Source organism: Bacillus sp. FSL H8-0545, from assembly GCF_038006105.1.
Lineage (GTDB): Bacteria > Bacillota > Bacilli > Bacillales > Bacillaceae_G > Bacillus_A > Bacillus_A cereus_U.
The window spans coordinates 781,745-799,658 of record NZ_JBBOUO010000001.1 but is presented as its reverse complement, the minus strand read 5'-3'; the positions used below and the strand labels follow the sequence as shown (position 1 = coordinate 799,658).

Genomic DNA, 17,914 nt, shown 5'->3' with positions numbered 1-17,914 from the left:
TCCCTTTGAATCGAGCAGTTGCTTTTAGCTAACTGCTCTTTTTTAATTTATCGGCACATTATAATAAAATACTCATAGATAAATTCCAAAACAAAGACCTGTACTCCCTTTTCAACATGCAACAAAGAACGAAATATTTTGTACGCTATTTACTTTTCAACGAGCCTTTGTATGCAATAATTTTATTTTCGAGCATCTTCTCTGTAATTTCTAAGTTTTCTCTTTGAGTTCGAATAGATTTTTTATGATTTTCTAACAGTTGTAAACGAGCTTCGGTTGTATGCTCTCCTTCTAAATATAATCTAGCGTATTCTCTTATTTTCGCTATCGGCATTTGTGTTTGTTTTAACTTCATTACAAACTGCAACCACTTTATATGTGACTCTTCATACAATCTATTCCCATTTGCATCGCGATTTGCAATTAATATGTTCTCCTTTTCATAATAACGTAATGTATGTGTGCTCACTCCTAATAATTTAGCTACCTCGCTAATTGTGTACATAACCATACTCCCTCCGCACGCCATTTACTCTCATATATTTTACTGCCTTATCCAAATTATAAAAAACATTTGACTTAGAGTATACTCTAACAAATACAATCTAACCATGATAAATTAATTTGAATTTAGGAGGCTTTTATATGAAATATACTGTTATTACTGGTGCTAGTTCAGGAATTGGCTATGAATCCGCTTTAGCCTTTGCATCTCGCGGAAAAAATTTAGTACTTGTAGCTCGAAGACAAGAAGAATTAGACGGATTAAAATTAAAAATTAACGAAATGCATCCAGAGTTGGATGTTGTCATTCGAAGAACTGATTTATCCGTCACTGAAGAAGTTTATAAATTTTATGAAAGTCTACAAAGTTTTCAAATTGAAACGTGGATTAACAACGCAGGTTTTGGTAATTTCGCCTCAATTGCTGAACAAAATTTAAATAAAATAGAGACGATGTTGCATGTAAATATAGAAGCACTAACAATACTCTCTTCTCTTTTCGTTCGAGATTATTCAATGGTTGATGGAACACAGCTTATTAACGTTTCATCGGGCGGTGGATACACGATTGTAGCTAATGCTGTTACGTACTGTGCTACGAAATTTTATGTAAGTGCATTTACAGAAGGACTATCTCACGAACTGAAAGAACAAGGTGCAAAACTACAAACAAAAGTTTTAGCTCCTGCTGCAACTGAAACAGAATTTGCGAAACGTTCATTTAATATTGATGAGTTCCAATATGATGGTGTTGTACCGAAATTTCATACTGCAAAACAAATGGCACAATTTATGCTTGACCTTTATGATAACGATAAAGTTGTAGGACTTGTCGATGGTTCTACGTATAACTTTGAGCTTAGAGATCCGCTTTATAATTTTACAGTAAGACAAACGAATTCAAATTCTTAACAACATCTCATTTCTGACTAAAATATAGATACCCACTATTTCTTAAATAATAGTGGGCCTTTTTTCTCTCTAAAAATTTCACCCAACATACCGTATCATCGCCACCTCATCACAATAATCAACTTTTGGACAATGTCTACAATCAATCCACACTTTTTCTGGTAATGCTTCTCTATTCACAAAATCAAACCCGCACTTTTGAAAAAATTCCGTTTCATATGTTAAAGAAATTACCCTGTTCACTTTTATCTTTGCCGCCTCATTCATTACATGATTCACTAACTTACTCCCTATCCCTTTTCCTGCATATGTATGCGAAACTACTAACGATCGTACTTCTGCAAGATCCTCTCCTAACACATGTAAGCCAGCAACTCCAACGACTTCCTCTCCTTCTTTCATAACATATAAACATTGTAAATATTGATAGAGAGACAAAAGAGCACGCGGCAAAACAACTCCTTCTTTTGCATACATTTCAATGAGATTATAAATTTCTTTCACATCACTTGTAACCGCATTAAAGATTTTCATATTATATCCCCTTGCCCCCAGTGTTAATATTTATAACATTATATGAATTTTAATTCATAATTTCATATAATAATACATCTCTCTTTTCTCTCCGTCAATCACTTTTCTGAATTTTATCCCGCATTAACGGGCAGTAAGACTCCCACCTCAAAATTCGGCTGAAGCAAAGAAGGTAGGTGGGAGATCAACTGCCCCTAAACGCCCGATTGGTTCAACTAATAATCAGTGGTGGATGAACAAAACCCCCACTGATTAAAGTTTCACTTTACACAAACAAAAAACCAAGCAACTTAATCGATGCTCGGTTCCTCATTTCGTATCGGCAATACCGTCGAATATTTAATTTCACGAAGTGCTAAACTCGTCTGTATCCGTGTAATACCAAGCTTGTTCAACTTTCTGATAAACTGCTCCAGTTCTTTACGATCACGATTTGCAACCTTTAATAAATAATCATACTCTCCTGTTAAACAGTGACATTCTAACACTTCCGGCATCGCTTCTAATTCTTTTTCCAACACTTCCAGCTTATCTGATTGATGAATATTCGTGCTCATAAAAATGAAACATAATAAATCAAATCCAAGCTTTTCTTGATTTAAAATTGCTACTTGCTTATCAATGAATCCTTCCCCGTCTAATCTTTTTATTCTTGCATGCATAGCAGCTGGTGATAAATTAATGCGGCGTGCTAACTCTGCATTACTTACTTGTGACTCTTTCTGCAATATATCTAAAATTTTCACATCCAAATCATCAAGCACTTTAATAACAGATGACTCCATCAAAATTCCTCCTTTTTTCTTACCGATGATTATTCGAAGAAACATCTCATAACTTATATAAAACTGAATATTTTTCTGTAAATGATATTTCTAACGAAATATTTTATCGGATTTTTACCATTATACAAAAGAATATATTAGAAAATAAAGAAAAATGCTAAAATTATTTACAGTTCATTCTTATTTCAACAAAGGGGTTTTTAGCATGCCTTATTTTTATGTCTTTTTACTATTATTAACAAGCTTATTATGGGGAGGAAATTTCGTCGTTGGGAAATCACTCGTCGATCATGCATCTCCGATGACACTGACAAGTTTAAGATGGCTAATTGCGATCATTTGTTTATTACCAATGGTATGGTTTAAAGAGAAGAAAATCATTCCACCACGCTCTGCAATACTTCCGTTAATACTTATGGGAATTTCAGGAGTCGTTCTTTTTAACATTTTTCAATTTTTAGCACTAGAAAAAACATCCGCAACGAATGTAGGTCTTATTTCTACATTGAACGCTATTTCGATTGCATTATTTTCTGTGCTATTTCTAAAAGAAAAAGTAAATACACTTCAAATTCTTTCTATGATTCTTTCATTTTTCGGGGTTATGCTCGTCCTTTTAAAAGGAAATTTCGCACTTTTATTTTCACTACATTTTAATAGCGGAGATTTATGGATGATGGCGGCAGTATGTATTTGGGGTATTTACTCTGTTTGCAGTAAATGGGCGACAAAAACAGTTACACCGCTAATGGCGACGTTATATTCTGGTATTTTCGGCGTCATTTTATTGCTTCCATTTAACATAGGCAACTTCACTGTTTCCAATATTAATTCTTCCTTCATAACATCACTTTTATATACAGGACTCGTTTCAACGGTCCTTTGTATGGTATTTTGGAACATTGGTGTACAGAAATTAGGAGCTACTACATCGGGTATTTTTCTAAATTTCAATCCAATTTTCACAGCTATTTTAGCATTTATTTTCCTTGGAGAAGAACTAACATGGATTCAAATTTCCGGGACAATTATCGTCGTGACAGGATGTTATTTATTTTCTCATTTTAAAACCGTTGCTTCTCAGCCAACTAGAACTTTAGTGCGAAAGCATTCTTAATGAAAAAGCATCGCCACCAGAGTGGCGATGTTTTTATTTACCTTTCATTTCTTTCACATACTGTTTTTCTTCTTCTGGCGATAAGCGTTCTGTTGCCTTTCCGGTATCACCACCTTGAATTTCCCACAAAAAGTTATGCTCCTCAACCGTTTGTGAAAAGTCTCCTTTCTCCCAACGCTCCAAAGTAGAAAGTAGCTTTGATTTATATTTAAAATTAGTACTGCTTTCTACTGCGTTCTTCGCACTACTAATTTCCTTATTTGTCATTTCGATAAATCCCCATTTCTCAGAGGATTTCACTTTTTGATGTACCATCCTATGCATTGTAGAAATAATTTCATCTTCACTAGCTTGTTGCTTCTCTTCCTTTGCTTTCTTCCCTTGTTGCCCCATTACATTTTGTGCTTTAAGACTCTTCTCCTCTTCTTCTATATAATTAAGCAGTTTAGTAACACCGAATACAGCTCCTATCGCAATTACAATCATTGTAATTGTCCCTATAATCCATTTTTTCATATTATGTATTCCCCATTCCCCTAATAATCACATAAACAAATGGAATCGCCTGCGCACAGCCGATTCCATTTGTTTCCTTATTTCATTTTAAACCTTCATCGCTGCTCGCACAATATAACTATCCACATATTGCTTGAATTTTACGATTTTTCCATTTTCAAGCTGCCATATATGAACGAATTCTGCTTCAAATGATTTTCCCGTTTCTTTATAAACTCCAGAATACATACCTTCAGCAATGATTACATCTTTTCCGTTTACTTCATGGTACGTATTTACACTCGCTTTATAATTATCCCATTCTGATCCTAAACGGCTAAATACATTTTCCATTACTGCGTCTACACCAATATACGTTCCACCGTACGGAAAACCGGCTGCCTCTGTCCACTCTACTTTTTCAGAGAGAGCTTCCGCTAAATGTTTTGCATTTGAAGAAGATGGTCCTTCATATGTGCTTCGAACAATTTCTAAATTTGTTTTTTGTACCATTATTTTTTCACCCCAAATGCGTTTGCCGCTAAAACAAGTCCAATTTCTAACGCTTTAACGTGCGGGAATCGTTCCTTTATTGCCGTTTGAATTTCTTCACTTGAAGGATTTCCTGCAAGAACTTCATCAAATGCTACTAAATATTTACGAGTATGCTTAATCGCATCTGCTGTATTTGGTGCATCATAATCACGATGTCCAGCTACAACAATTTCAGGATGAAGATTTTCAATTTCACTTAATGTTTCTAACCATTTATGACGAGCTTCAGCATCTGTTTCTAACGTCCATGCGAAAGTATTGTTATAAACGATATCTCCTGTAACTACTGCTTTTAATGACGGAATCCATACGTAACTATTATTAGGTGTATCACCTTGTAGACCACCTTTAATGATTAAGTCATTTCCCTCTAACGTAAGCTTATCTCCCTCTAATACTTCTGGAACAATTGGTTGATGAGGAACATTATGCCCAATAGATGGTTTCCACTGTTCCACTTTCTTCTCAAATGTATTACGAATATCTTCAACAGTATTCCGTAACGCAACAATCTTTGCTTCTGGAAATGCTTCATGTAATACATTTAATCCAAAATAGTGATCTGGATGGAAATGAGTCACATAAATATGAGTTAAATTCTTTCCTGCTTCAATAATTTGAGCTGCTAAACGGTGCGCATCACTTAATAAAAATTGTGCATCGATAAGAATTGCATCTTTTTCTCCGTATACAATTGTGGATGTAACTTGAAATGCTTGCTCAGATCCTGTAAAAACCTCTAAATGTAATTTTGACATGTTATTTCCTCCACTTTTATTTACTCTTTTATATTCCTTTATTCTTTAAGCTTTATTCTAGTTGTAACCGACTTAGTTACAACTAGAATAAAAAAATATACGAATCATTTTATTACTAATCGACTTGATGTAATCAATATAGTTACAACAAGTCGTCAAGTCAACACTTAAAAAATGAAATTTACTTTATTTTCATTACTTTCTCTTTTAAGAAACGATCTACATATCCTTCTGCTTTTACAACGAATAAATACGCACCCATTGATAATAATGCAAGATCTAATTCATATCCCGGATTCTTTCCATCTCCTAATAAGCCTGCTGCTCCATTTACCTTTACGATAGCTCCAGCCAAAATAAGAGCGAATAACAATCCTACATACCTCACGCCTAAACCGATAATCAATAATATACCACCAACTAATTCAACTGTTGCTACGCCGTATGCAAGACCACCTGGTAAGCCGATGCTTGTAAACCATCCTGCTACGTTATCGATACCTGATTGAAACTTTGCTAAACCGTGTGCAAAAAACGTAACTCCTAACACGATACGAATAATTAAATTACCAATATATTGATTCATTCTGAACTCCCCTTTTTTGTTTTGTTATGGTGAACATTTATTCACAAGACAAAACAATACGGTATTTCTTTTCATTCGTCAAATACTTTTTTAAAGAAACCAAAAAACATTATCCCCTTTACGGATAATGTTTTTTACAAAATAGTGCTAATTCAAGCTTTCGCTCTATTACTTAGAATAAGTTGAAAATTTTTCCCAGCGCCTATATAAGACAATAAAGACACATCTTCTTCAATCACCATTCCAACAACATTCACTTTCCCATCTTCAGGTAAATCACTTATAACAATTTGCATCTCCCCAGCATATCTACGGTACAATTCATTATCAATTGTAATACTACCTTTCTTTCTTGAAATTGTATTCATCGGTTGTAATACAACTTTATTTCCTTCTCTTGATTCGACAGAGCGAATGACATCACGTGCTGGATCAAGCCGGTTCGTATGTACTTTCTCTAACACTTTCAATACTTCCATTTCATTTGTAAATGGCTCATATCGCACTGGAATAATCCCATTACGCGCCATCGCGATTTCTTGTACACTTTCTAGACTCGTGCTTATGTCTCCAATTAGCACTTTATCGACGTCACACTCTTGAACAAGTTCTAAATACGCTTCAAGTGGCCGCATATAGCGGTGCTTTTCTAACGTTGGTAAACCTTCATATAAAGGACCTCGTTTTTCACCATCTCCCGGAATAAATGCCATCGTTTTTATTCCGCAATCATGTAAATACTTATTTTGTTTTTGTAAAAATGACTTTGCTAGTCCTGTTTCTGGACGCGGGTAAAAATTATGCCACGCTTCTACACGATCTACTCGTATATTTTCCGCAATTAACTCTTTCCAAAATGATTCTGTAATCGTACTCGCGTTTAACGCTACCTTCATCTTATGAGATACACTCGCAATTTCTTTGGGCGCGATGCCGTAATCCATTCGTAAACCAGTAATGCCCCACTCCAATAATTCTTCCACATTTTCATACGTTATTCCTAAATGATGTAACGACTTTGGAGAGACATCGACCATTAATTCCATTTCATTTTCGAGAGCTTGTTTCCCAAGTATTTGAATTAACTCTTTATACGTATTCGGATCATCTTCTGGAATGTGAAGAGATGTAAAAATAGATGAAAATCCGTTTTCTTTCGCTATTTTTAACCATGCTTCTTGTTTGTCCACTCGCTCTTTTGAAAGATAAATTGAAACTCCTAACATATAAATCTCTCCTTCTACTAATATAAAAAAAAGAGAAAGGAATCCCTTTCTCTATATGTTTTCTGCCATTTCTTCTTTAAAGCCGAAGAAGTACGTAAAGATAAATCCGAAAGTATATGCAATCACTAACCCTAAGAAATATAATAAATATTTATTATCAGCAATTAACGGAATTAATGATAATCCTGATACACCGATTCCGAGTGAAGCCGTTTTCATAACTGCTTGGAATGCACCACCGACAGCTGCGCCTAAACAAGCAGTAAGAAACGGTTTCCCAAGTGGTAATGTAACCCCGTATAATAACGGTTCGCCAATTCCTAAAAAACCAACTGGTAATGCACCTTTAATGACGTTGCGAAGTCGTTTGTTTTTTGTTTTTACATAAATTGCAATCGCTGCTCCTACTTGCCCAGCACCTGCCATTGCCAATACTGGTAATAAAGGCGTTACGTGCGTTTGATTAATAAATTCCATATGAATCGGTGTTAAACCGTGATGCAATCCGACCATAACGAGAGGTAAAAATGTTCCGGCAAGTACAGCTCCGGCAAATGCTCCGCCAATATTTAAGATAGCATTAATTCCGCTTGTAATTCCTTCAGATAAGAAACCTGCAACTGGTTGAATTGCTAACATCGTTACTATACTTACCACTAATACAGTAATGAGTGGTGTCACGATAATATCAACTGCATTTGGCACTGCTTTTCGAACTTGTCTTTCAACTACAACCATAAGCCATGCTGCAAAAATAACTGCAAATAATCCGCCCCGTCCGGGTACGAGTGCTTCACCGAATAATTTTACATTCGCCATCGCTGGGTTGAAAATTAAAATACCTGCAATTGCCCCAAGAACTGGTGTCCCGCCAAATTCTTTCGCTGTATTCCAGCCGACTAAAATGCCTAAGAATGTAAAGATACCGCCGCCAATTAAAAGTAACATTTGCAGCCATGTTGCATTCGGGTCAGCACCTGCATTTTTCGCAAAGTTAGCAACCCCATTTATAATTCCTGATGCGACAAGACCAGGTATTAACGGAATGAAAATACTTCCTATTTTTCTTAAAAAGTTTTTCACTGGTGTATTATTTTTCTTCTTTATCCCTGACTTTATCTCTTGGCCGAGATCTTCAAGGTGATGATCTGCCACCTCACCAATTCGTAATCCTGTTAAAACTTCCATTTCAGCTGCTACTTTATTTACCGTTCCTGGACCAACGACAACTTGAAGTGTTTCATCTTCAATGACCCCCATAACACCTTCAACCTTTTTCAAAAGGTCCATGTTCACTTTACTTTCATCATGAAGCGTTAATCGTAACCTCGTCATACAATGAGCAATGCCACGAATATTTTTTACTCCCCCAAGTTGCTCCGTAATCCTACTCGCCATTATCTCTTCTTTCTTCATAACAGAATCCCCCTCCCCAGAGTTTAAAGTGCCTTCTTCACAAATCCTTTCGCACATTTTAATTTTTCTAGTGCTTCCCCATATTCACACTGTAGTAATATCATAACGATTGCAACTTTCACATTTCGATTTGCTTTCTCATAATACTCTGTAGCTACTTCATAACTAGCGCCTGTCGCTTCCACAATAATTCGTTTTGAGCGTTCTACCAATTTTGCATTTGTAGATTGAACATCTACCATTAAGTTTTTATATACTTTCCCTACACCAATCATAGACGCTGTAGAAATCATATTCAGTACTAACTTTTGCGCTGTGCCAGCCTTCAATCGTGTTGAGCCTGTTAATATTTCTGCGCCTGTCTCCACTTCCACATTTAGTTTTGCATATTTACTTATTTCAGCATTTTTATTACAGGAAATGCTAGCTGTACTCGCTCCCACGCTACTTGCGTATTTCAATCCGCCAATTACATAAGGTGTTCTACCACTTGCTGCAATTCCAATAACCGTATCTTTCTCGTTTAATCCAATACTTTTTAAATCTTCTTCTGCTAACTCTTCACGATCTTCGGCGCCTTCCACCGCTTTAGTAAACGCTTTCAATCCACCTGCTATAAATCCTTGAACCATTTTGTCATCTGTTCCAAATGTCGGGGGACATTCCACTGCGTCTAAAATGCCTAAACGACCACTCGTACCAGCCCCAATATAAATTAATCGTCCATCTTCTTCAAAAGATTTAATAACAATCTGTACAACCTTTTCAATTTCTTCTATTTCATTTTCAACTGCTAACGCAACAGTTCGATCTTCTTGATTCATACTTTGTAAAACTTCTTTTATGCTCATCTCATCTAAATTCATCGTCTTCTCATTACGATGTTCTGTAGATAAATTTTCTAACATATTGTCACCTTCTTTGAAATTTAATTTCATACTTTCATTATAACTTTAAGAAATTAAAAATCAATATTACTCTCTTATTTTATGAAATTTTATTTCTTTTCATGACAAATTTATGTCCAGCCACACAAAAAAGATGGGTTGCCCCATCTTTTCACTTTAACTTCCGTAACCGCAGAGCTTCTTCTCTCGTCTCCATAAATTGATCTATCACATTATTGCCAATACGGTTAAAAGTAATAACGTATAAAGCATCAATCATATTCAGTTGCGTCATTCGTGAAGCAATACTTGCAATGCGATGATCTTGCTCTACATCCGGCATACAAAGGCGAATGTCTGCCGCTTTATATAGAGGAGATGATTGATCTAGCTTCGTAATCGCAATAACTGTAGCACCTTGTCTTTTCGCATATTGCGCCATTTCAAGCACATCTTTCGTCCGCCCAGAAGTTGAAATCGCCACAAATATATCTCCCTCTTTTAAATTTGTTACGAGTGGCAACATCATATGAAAATCGGATAGCATCATTGCAGTAAATCCAAGCCTAGTAAATTTATAAGCTCCGTCCATCGCCGGTGTAGCTGATCCACCTACACCATAAAATATGATCTTATTAGCATTTACAATACTATCTGCAGCTTTCTCAAGTTCCTTCTTATCTATCGCAGTAACACTCGCCTCAATTGCAGCTTTATTCACATATGTAACTTTATTAAACAAATCGTACGGTCCATCTTCTGTATTCATCACTGAAAAATCGTTAATATTATAATCAACAATTGTTAATTCACGAACGAGCGCTATCTTAAATGCTTTAAAGCTTCCAATACCGATTGTTTTACAAAAACGTACAACACTCGCCTCACTCGATCCCGCATTTGTAGACACTTCTTTTGTCGTTAAATTTGGAACAATCTCTGCGTTCTCCATTATGTACATGGCAACCTTCTTTTCAGCTGGTGAAAATTGATCCATATTATTTTCAATTTTAAATAGTAATGTTGAAGCTTTCACCATTTCACCTCCACTTCTTACAGCTGCTTTTTATTTCGTATATTCTTCTTCATGGAGATAATAGCCATCATCACCAGGAGGATGATGAACAATTACAGTTCGATTCCCTTTTTTATATGCAGTTATTTCACCTTCAGATCTCTGTTTTTCCCATCCGTCTATCCAAATTGCGAAGTCAGGTAAAAATGCGGTGTACTTATGTTCTTTCGGATTATCCCCTTCCACATAGGAAGAAAAAATAGAAACCGGAAAACCTTTTACTTTTGATTCTTTTCCTACAATAAATGGTATGCAAAGTAAAAGAAGTATAACTACACCTATAACTTTCCCCCTCGTAATCTTCACCTATTTCTCTCCTTACCCTAGCATATACGTAGATTTTACCATAATTACAACCTGTTCATGCTGCATAACCATTGCTTTTTTGCGATAAAAAAAAGAGCTTACCTACATCAGATAAGCCCTTTCTATACAAAGTACTTCTTCAAAAGTGGCGGCGTAATAATCGTTGTCAATATAACAACAATGACAATAGCTGTGAAATTTTCTTTCGCTAATAAATTCGCAGTTAATCCATTTGCTGCGATAATAAGCGCTACTTCTCCGCGCGACACCATCCCTGCACCAATACTAATAGAAGATTGTAAATTAAACCCTGTTAATCTTGCTCCTAAACCTGATCCAATTAACTTTGTGAATATTGCAATGAGCGTCATAATGATAATGAACCAAAGTTGACTTCCGATACCTTGAAATGTAATTTCCATTCCAATACTTACGAAGAAAACTGGTACAAATATCGCATACGCAATCGGTTCAATTTTATGTTCTACTTCATGCTTATACTCTGTTTGAGAAATTGCAATTCCTGCTGCAAAAGCTCCAATAATACCTGCGATTCCCATTTGCTCACTATAATAAGCAAATGAAAAACAAATAATAAGAGCCGCACTAATTAACGCTTCCGACACGCGAAGTGGTACGAGCATTTTCATAATCCACGGAACAACTTTCCATGCGATAAAAACAATACTTACAAAGAAAATAAGTTTCTTTGCGATAACCAGTGTTATATTCACATCTTGCGTTCCTAAAAAGCTCATAACAAACGCTAATAAAATAACGACAATTACATCATCAAATACGGCAGCACCTAAAATCGTAGTACTTTCTCTCGTATTCATCTTCCCTAAATCACGTAACGTTTGCACTGTAATACTAACCGATGTTGCGCAAAGTAATAACCCTATAAAAATTGCATGAGATTGCATTAATCCAAACAACAACCCTGCCACATAACCACCGATGAAAGGAAAAATAATTCCACCAGCCGCTACTGCAAATGATGATTTTAAATTCCGATTTAACTCTTCTAAATCTGTTTCGAGTCCCGCCATAAACATAAGTAGCAAAACACCAATTTCACTAAGCTCATCAATAAGTTCTGAACTATTAATAATACCTAGCACCGCAGGACCGATAATAATACCAACAATTAATTTACCCAGTACAGAAGGCTGACCGAGTCTAACGCTAATATCACCAGCTAATTTCGTACAAAGTAAAATGACGACAAGTTCAAAATAAAATAACATAGCATCTTCTCCTACTATATAAAGTAAATCTTTAGTCAGTGGGTTATTCTTCATCCCTACTGATTGTTAACCTGCATCTATGTCTGCACATAGCTTCTCCTTACAGCCGGCATTTTATTTGTTAAAGTTTTATTTGACAAAATATTCTGAAATATAATAAGATTAATCCAGAAATTTCAAAAAAACTACATACCATAACTGTATCTTCATTCACTTACATACTCTTTTCCGATGGGCTCGTACTATATTCGCAGTTATGGAGATGAAAACTAAAGGAGGAGAGTTCAAAGTGAAGTCATTATTACGAAAAAAAGCGCTTAGTACTGAATCACCACGGCAGCTAGATAGAACATTAACGGCACTCGATTTAACGTTTTTAGGAATCGGCGCCGTAATTGGGACAGGGATTTTTGTATTAACAGGTATTGTAGCAGCAAAACATTCTGGTCCTGGTATTATGCTATCATTCCTTATTGCTGCATTTACTTGTGCTTGTGTAGCTTTTTGTTATGCCGAATTCGCTTCTTCTATACCAGTCTCAGGAAGTGTTTATACTTATGCATACATGACCGTAGGAGAAGTTGTCGCCTTCATCGTTGGTTGGTGTTTAATGCTCGAATATTTACTCGCAGTTGCAGCGGTAGCTGTTGGCTGGTCTGGATATTTACAATCATTGCTTCAAGGGTTCAATATACACCTTCCCGCCATTATTTCCTCGGCCCCCGGAACAGGAAAAGGTGGTCTCATTGATTTACCGGCTGTTTGTATTTTACTTCTCATTACTGGGCTTTTAAGTTTTGGTATACGCGAAAGCGCACGCATTAATAATATTATGGTCCTTATAAAATTAGCAGTTATTATCGCCTTTATCATAGCAGGCGCAAAATATGTAAAGCCTGAAAATTGGACACCGTTCATTCCATTCGGGTACGACGGTATTATTACTGGTGCTGCCACTGTCTTCTTCGCCTTTTTAGGTTTTGATGCAATCGCAACTGCGGCAGAAGAAACGAAAAAACCGCAGCGTGATTTACCAATTGGCATTATCGGTTCCCTTCTTATTTGTACGGTTTTATACATGATCGTATCTTTCGTTTTAACAGGTATGGTTCCTTATACGCAATTAGATGTTTCTGATCCAGTTGCATTTGCACTGCATTTCGTTGGCGAAGATACTATTGCGGGGCTACTTGCAGTTGGTGCGATGACAGGAATGACAACCGTTCTTTTAGTCGTTATGTATGGACAAGTTCGTGTTTCTTATGCAATGAGCCGAGACGGCTTGCTCCCAAAAGCGTTATCACGCGTAAATAAAAAAGTAAAAATCCCTTTACTAAACACATGGATTACTGGGGTATTTGCAGCTTTATTAGCAGGACTTTTAGACCTACATTTACTAGCAAATTTAGTAAACATCGGTACGTTAACAGCCTTCTCATTCGTTTGCTTTGCTGTACTTATTTTACGGAAAACTCATCCTGATTTAAAACGAGGCTTTCGTACACCACTCGTACCTGCACTACCAGTTGTCGCTATTATTTGTTGTTTATATTTAATGCTTAATTTGTCTAAAACGACATGGATCAGCTTTGCAGTCTGGCTTATAGTCGGTTTATGCGTCTACTTCTTCTACTCTAGAAAACATAGTCATTTAGCTACTGAAAAAACAAATGATGAGAAAAAAGAAGCATAAAAAATAGCTCGCCTATAATAAAGGCGAGCTATTTTCACGTTCTATTATGTTTTTTCGTTAACGCTTGTAAAACGATAAAGTGAAACTTTAATCAGTGGGGGTTTTGTCCATCCCCCACTAATTATTAACCCTCACCAATCGGGCTCTTACGGGCAATTGTCTCCCCACTACCTTCCTCGTATTCACCAAATTTTGAGGTGGGAGTCTTACTGCCCGTTAATAGCGGGAAAAATATACCGATGCAAGTTCGTACATAACCTGCAACTTTTGTATACTTCTTCTCCCTTACTTCGCCTCTTTCTTTTTCTTTCTCCATGCATTCAAACTATCAAAGAAAAAGTTAATAAATAGCGTTCCTAATCCCGCTAATACAAATGTCATTAAAAATAGAACCCATATACTTTTATCTTTTAATAAATAATATCCTACAAGGAGCACAACGGCGATCCATACATATTCAAGAATTCTTTTTAGCTTTTTCTCTTCCAAATTATTCGCTCCCTTTTTCTATACTACTTTTAGTATAACAAAAAAGAAGCCTATCATGATAAGCTTCTTTTTCTTATACCTTACTTGTTGATGCTTTTTTCAACAAGTGAAATAGCGTGCTCTAACGTACGATTCATCGTTTCTACCTGTGCATCTTTTACTTTCACATCTTTTAATACAGCTTCTGCAACTGTAATTTTTTGGCTCAATGATCTCACTGAACCGTCCGTTACATTTGCAGCTTGTGCTTTTTTCACTACTGCTTTTGCAGCTTCAACATTCACTTGTAATTTTTCTTTCGGTGTTTTTGGCTGTTCTTCTGCCACTTTTGATTGTACAAATGTTTGGTTTGCTGTTTTTAATTCATTATACATTTGAACAAATTGCTCACCTGTACTTGTCATATTCCCAAACACTTTCTTAGCATTGTCATAGTTTTTTTGTAATTCATTAAAAGCTTCTTGTGAATATTGACCTGGCTTTTCACCAAATTCATAAGTACCTGCCAATACTTCTTTCACTTTCGCAATCTCTTCATATAACGCATTTACTTGCTCTAATTTTGTACGATTAGAAAACTCGTTATATGCTGCTACTACTTCTGAAGAACTTAATGCTTTACTATATAATTTTGCTAATGCAATTTGTCCGTTTAACGGAATACCACCATTTCCGTTGCTGTCTGGATCTGCACCAAGTGCAAATGGCACGTTCGGATGATACACTTTCCCACTAGCTGGCTGACTATTTACTTTTTTACCATCTACATAAATTGCTACTTCACTTCCGTTATACGTTCCTGTTAAATGATACGTTTTGTTTGCTTCTAATTGAACGCCAACACGTTTATAGCTTCCGCCAATATGAGCCCATAATTCTACATAGCCACTTCCTGTAGACTCAAAACCAATTCCACCACTCTCTGTATTTTGCAAAATACCTTGTCCGCGAATTTCATTCATTGAAAATACAGTTTCTAACGTAAATGAATTTGCTACTTTTTCTTTTTGTGCTGCTGAAAATGGAAGATACCCAAATGTATTTGCTTTTCCATTTAATTTCATTACATTTGTTTTCAACGCTTTATCATATTCAATAGATACATTCCCTTTCACATCACCTTTTGTTCCAAACGGTGAGTTATCTTTAAATGTACCATCTAAGAAATTCACATCAAAAACGTCTGCCTTTGGCACTTTTACATTCGGATCAATATTATCTTTTTTCGTAGTAATTTCAGCCGTTAACGGCTGCGCGCTTTCATTGCCAAACGAATCAATCGCAACTACTTCAAGTGTATATGATTTCCCGCCATCTAATCCTGCAAGTGTAAATGTAAGTTCTTTTGGAACTGGATCACGATAAAACTCTGAGAATGCTAATAACTTATTTTTAATCTCACCTGTTTGTTTATCCTTCGCTTGTACACGATAAGAATGAACAAGAAGGTTGTCCACCGCTTGTGGGAATGTTACTGTTGCTGCGTTTTCCGTTACATTTGATACTGACAATTTCGCATCTTTCGCAAAAGATGGCTTTTCTTTATCACGATCTTCTACATGCGTAAATGTTTCTTTCTTTGATGGCAACTGAATTTTCCATGGCTCGCCTGTCCAAGAATTTGTATGGAAATCACGGCGATTAATTGTTACTTCTTTATCATCTACTTCTACTAATAAACCTTGACTTAATGTGCTAGCTCCTGGGGGGATATTCCCTTGTACTTTACCGCCTTCAACTTCCATATAGCTTACAGAAGATGTTCCAACAGACGTAAAGTCTTTTTGATGAATCGATCTCGGATCATCTAACGGATAATGTGAATGACCTGAAAACGTAATTACTTGTGGGTATTCTTTTAATACCGCATTAATTTTTGCACTATCTTTCGTTCCCCATTCTTGACTACCGTACACTGTATCTTTAATATGTTGATGTAAAAACACAAAAATCGGTTTTTCTGGATCATCTTTTTGTGCCTTTGCCATTTCTTCTTTTAACCAATTAATTTGCTTGTCCGAATAATAGCCATGTGTTGTACCATCCTCTGGAGACATAACAAGGAAATGATACCCTTTTACCACTTTATGATAATAAATCGATTCCATTCCTGTCTTTTCTAAGAAACGCTTCTGTGCTCCCTCTACAGATAAGCCGTTCCAATAATCATGATTACCAAGAGAATTCATTCGTACCGCATCTTTATTTGCATTTTCGTTATACACTTGCATGAAACGATCATATTGCTGCAGCGATCCTGTATCCGTGAAATCACCTACAATAACAAAAGCATCTTGCTTTGGTGCAAGCGTATTAAACTGTTCAATCGCTCTTTTCCAGCGAAACGTATCGTCTGTTCCACTATTCTTAATATGTACATCACTTACAACTGGAAAAACGATTTTCTTCTCACTTGGTGCCTTTTCTTGCTTTTTCTCTTCCGCTTTAACCGACGTACTCCACGGAAATGACACGAATGCTAATACAAAAACCATCAATAATCCAATAAGTCCTTTTACTTTTCTTAAAGCAGTTCTTTCCACGTAAATCCTCCTCATATAATAAACTAATTACAATGGTTATTGTATCGAACGTATATTAACTTCGTTTAAACTAAAAATGAAATTTGTTTCATTTTTGTAAATATACAGTTATCTTTATGTGAACTGCCACATTTATACGAGCACGTTTTGTCTAATAGACAACTAACTTTTCCCTATAAAAACTATTACGAGGTATGAGCCTATGAAACTATCACGATTTTATTTTTTTTGTCCATTCTTAGCACATCGGCCATGCTGTTACATTTAATAGTAGTAAAAGATAAATTAAAAGGGAGGGGTTATATTGAAAAACAAAAAAAATATTGGCTGTTTCGCTCCTTTATCTATCATTTGCCCAGACCCTTGTCCACCGCCCCCTCCTCCAAATCCAAATTGCGAGCTAGTAACAAATGAATTTGCAGGAAATTTCCTCATAACTAATAACACCATTCCCTCTGCCAAAGGTGCATCACAATCAATGATACTGTGGCAAAGTGATGGGATACTACTTATATCAGGTACTGTCTCGGTTTACAATAGTACTAGCAGCACCGAAGCAATTACAATTCAAATCGTCGGAGCAGTAACCAATATTTTCACTGTATTTCCTGGTAATACAATATCTTATATGGGTAAGGATTTACAATCCGTCAGTATTATTAATATACAAAGTAATCCTTCTCTATATTTAGAAGGCAAGTACTGTTGCCAATTTACATGTTGCTTATAAAATAAATATTTCATTACTCCCTCTATTCAAAAAAGCATACCATTTAAGGTATG

General features: G+C 35.9%; 19 protein-coding genes. 4 read left to right on the top strand and 15 right to left on the bottom strand.

Features of this window, described 5'->3' with window-relative positions:
• Positions 1–145 precede the first annotated feature (145 nt).
• Positions 146–505 carry a MerR family transcriptional regulator gene (locus MHI07_RS04195; RefSeq protein ID WP_340822112.1) on the bottom strand — a complete coding sequence of 120 codons (360 nt, stop codon included), beginning with the start codon at positions 503–505 and terminating at the stop codon, positions 146–148.
• 140 nt (positions 506–645) lie between these two features.
• Here MHI07_RS04195 and MHI07_RS04190 point away from each other — a divergent pair, with 140 nt between their 5' ends.
• A complete protein-coding gene (locus MHI07_RS04190) occupies positions 646–1,416 on the top strand; it encodes an SDR family NAD(P)-dependent oxidoreductase (protein ID WP_340822110.1) in 771 nt (256 codons plus the stop codon).
• Between the two features lie 78 nt (positions 1,417–1,494).
• On the opposite strand, the gene MHI07_RS04185 is transcribed toward MHI07_RS04190, so the two are convergent.
• Positions 1,495–1,950 (bottom strand): N-acetyltransferase, encoded by a 456-nt coding sequence (locus MHI07_RS04185; RefSeq protein ID WP_002159150.1) that lies wholly within the window; start codon positions 1,948–1,950, stop codon positions 1,495–1,497.
• Between the two features lie 290 nt (positions 1,951–2,240).
• Positions 2,241–2,735 (bottom strand): Lrp/AsnC family transcriptional regulator, encoded by a 495-nt coding sequence (locus MHI07_RS04180; RefSeq protein ID WP_340822106.1) that lies wholly within the window; start codon positions 2,733–2,735, stop codon positions 2,241–2,243.
• Between the two features lie 205 nt (positions 2,736–2,940).
• Here MHI07_RS04180 and MHI07_RS04175 point away from each other — a divergent pair, with 205 nt between their 5' ends.
• On the top strand, positions 2,941–3,852 hold the full coding sequence (locus MHI07_RS04175; RefSeq protein WP_070127966.1) for a DMT family transporter: 912 nt from the start codon (positions 2,941–2,943) through the stop codon (positions 3,850–3,852).
• Positions 3,853–3,885: 33 nt separating this feature from the next.
• Here MHI07_RS04175 and MHI07_RS04170 read toward each other — a convergent pair whose 3' ends face one another.
• From MHI07_RS04170 to MHI07_RS04125, 10 genes are all read right to left on the bottom strand, one after another.
• Positions 3,886–4,368: a PRK06770 family protein gene (locus tag MHI07_RS04170; RefSeq protein WP_340822103.1), complete on the bottom strand. Its 483-nt coding sequence runs from the start codon at positions 4,366–4,368 to the stop codon at positions 3,886–3,888.
• 87 nt (positions 4,369–4,455) lie between these two features.
• Positions 4,456–4,860, bottom strand: a complete 405-nt coding sequence (locus MHI07_RS04165) for a nuclear transport factor 2 family protein (RefSeq protein WP_002159154.1) — start codon at positions 4,858–4,860, stop codon at positions 4,456–4,458.
• Positions 4,860–5,660 (bottom strand): MBL fold metallo-hydrolase, encoded by an 801-nt coding sequence (locus MHI07_RS04160; protein ID WP_002159155.1) that lies wholly within the window; start codon positions 5,658–5,660, stop codon positions 4,860–4,862. The genes MHI07_RS04165 and MHI07_RS04160 overlap by 1 nt, the downstream gene beginning before the upstream one ends.
• A gap of 181 nt (positions 5,661–5,841) precedes the next feature.
• A complete protein-coding gene (locus MHI07_RS04155; protein WP_340822099.1) occupies positions 5,842–6,246 on the bottom strand; it encodes a DoxX family protein in 405 nt (134 codons plus the stop codon).
• A gap of 152 nt (positions 6,247–6,398) precedes the next feature.
• Positions 6,399–7,472, bottom strand: a complete 1,074-nt coding sequence (locus tag MHI07_RS04150) for a DUF871 domain-containing protein (RefSeq protein ID WP_340822094.1) — start codon at positions 7,470–7,472, stop codon at positions 6,399–6,401.
• Between the two features lie 51 nt (positions 7,473–7,523).
• Complete coding sequence (locus MHI07_RS04145) at positions 7,524–8,888, bottom strand: PTS transporter subunit EIIC (RefSeq protein WP_340822092.1); 1,365 nt, start codon at positions 8,886–8,888, stop codon at positions 7,524–7,526.
• 23 nt (positions 8,889–8,911) lie between these two features.
• Entirely contained in the window at positions 8,912–9,796 is an 885-nt protein-coding gene (murQ, locus tag MHI07_RS04140) for an N-acetylmuramic acid 6-phosphate etherase (protein ID WP_340822089.1), read from the bottom strand.
• Between the two features lie 151 nt (positions 9,797–9,947).
• Positions 9,948–10,811 carry a MurR/RpiR family transcriptional regulator gene (locus MHI07_RS04135; RefSeq protein ID WP_033710460.1) on the bottom strand — a complete coding sequence of 288 codons (864 nt, stop codon included), beginning with the start codon at positions 10,809–10,811 and terminating at the stop codon, positions 9,948–9,950.
• Between the two features lie 30 nt (positions 10,812–10,841).
• Complete coding sequence (locus tag MHI07_RS04130; protein WP_002159160.1) at positions 10,842–11,156, bottom strand: hypothetical protein; 315 nt, start codon at positions 11,154–11,156, stop codon at positions 10,842–10,844.
• Positions 11,157–11,278: 122 nt separating this feature from the next.
• On the bottom strand, positions 11,279–12,460 hold the full coding sequence (locus tag MHI07_RS04125) for a cation:proton antiporter (protein WP_340822086.1): 1,182 nt from the start codon (positions 12,458–12,460) through the stop codon (positions 11,279–11,281).
• 235 nt (positions 12,461–12,695) lie between these two features.
• Here MHI07_RS04125 and MHI07_RS04120 point away from each other — a divergent pair, with 235 nt between their 5' ends.
• The gene (locus tag MHI07_RS04120; RefSeq protein ID WP_002159162.1) at positions 12,696–14,099 is read left to right on the top strand and encodes an amino acid permease; all 1,404 of its coding nucleotides are present in this window, start codon (positions 12,696–12,698) and stop codon (positions 14,097–14,099) included.
• A gap of 285 nt (positions 14,100–14,384) precedes the next feature.
• Here the strand turns inward: MHI07_RS04120 and MHI07_RS04115 are convergent, their stop codons facing one another.
• Entirely contained in the window at positions 14,385–14,588 is a 204-nt protein-coding gene (locus MHI07_RS04115) for a hypothetical protein (protein ID WP_002159163.1), read from the bottom strand.
• An 80-nt stretch (positions 14,589–14,668) separates the two neighbouring features.
• Positions 14,669–17,131, bottom strand: coding sequence for an FN3 and LamG domain-containing metallophosphoesterase family protein (locus MHI07_RS04110; RefSeq protein ID WP_340822083.1), 2,463 nt, complete (start codon positions 17,129–17,131; stop codon positions 14,669–14,671).
• A gap of 304 nt (positions 17,132–17,435) precedes the next feature.
• Here MHI07_RS04110 and MHI07_RS04105 point away from each other — a divergent pair, with 304 nt between their 5' ends.
• Positions 17,436–17,861, top strand: a complete 426-nt coding sequence (locus MHI07_RS04105) for an S-Ena type endospore appendage (protein WP_002159165.1) — start codon at positions 17,436–17,438, stop codon at positions 17,859–17,861.
• Positions 17,862–17,914 lie beyond the last annotated feature (53 nt).

Excerpts from the sequence above, each read along its gene's own strand:
- MHI07_RS04190 (WP_340822110.1), top strand. The coding sequence starts at position 646 with ATGAAATATACTGTTATTACTGGTGCTAGTTCAGGAATTGGCTATGAA.
- MHI07_RS04185 (WP_002159150.1), bottom strand. The coding sequence starts at position 1,950 with ATGAAAATCTTTAATGCGGTTACAAGTGATGTGAAAGAAATTTATAAT.
- MHI07_RS04145 (WP_340822092.1), bottom strand. The coding sequence starts at position 8,888 with ATGAAGAAAGAAGAGATAATGGCGAGTAGGATTACGGAGCAACTTGGG.
- murQ (WP_340822089.1), bottom strand. The coding sequence starts at position 9,796 with ATGTTAGAAAATTTATCTACAGAACATCGTAATGAGAAGACGATGAAT.
- MHI07_RS04125 (WP_340822086.1), bottom strand. The coding sequence starts at position 12,460 with ATGAAGAATAACCCACTGACTAAAGATTTACTTTATATAGTAGGAGAA.
- MHI07_RS04160 (WP_002159155.1), bottom strand. The coding sequence starts at position 5,660 with ATGTCAAAATTACATTTAGAGGTTTTTACAGGATCTGAGCAAGCATTT.
- MHI07_RS04150 (WP_340822094.1), bottom strand. The coding sequence starts at position 7,472 with ATGTTAGGAGTTTCAATTTATCTTTCAAAAGAGCGAGTGGACAAACAA.
- MHI07_RS04155 (WP_340822099.1), bottom strand. The coding sequence starts at position 6,246 with ATGAATCAATATATTGGTAATTTAATTATTCGTATCGTGTTAGGAGTT.
- MHI07_RS04165 (WP_002159154.1), bottom strand. The coding sequence starts at position 4,860 with ATGGTACAAAAAACAAATTTAGAAATTGTTCGAAGCACATATGAAGGA.
- MHI07_RS04195 (WP_340822112.1), bottom strand. The coding sequence starts at position 505 with ATGTACACAATTAGCGAGGTAGCTAAATTATTAGGAGTGAGCACACAT.
- MHI07_RS04175 (WP_070127966.1), top strand. The coding sequence starts at position 2,941 with ATGCCTTATTTTTATGTCTTTTTACTATTATTAACAAGCTTATTATGG.
- MHI07_RS04170 (WP_340822103.1), bottom strand. The coding sequence starts at position 4,368 with ATGAAAAAATGGATTATAGGGACAATTACAATGATTGTAATTGCGATA.
- MHI07_RS04180 (WP_340822106.1), bottom strand. The coding sequence starts at position 2,735 with ATGGAGTCATCTGTTATTAAAGTGCTTGATGATTTGGATGTGAAAATT.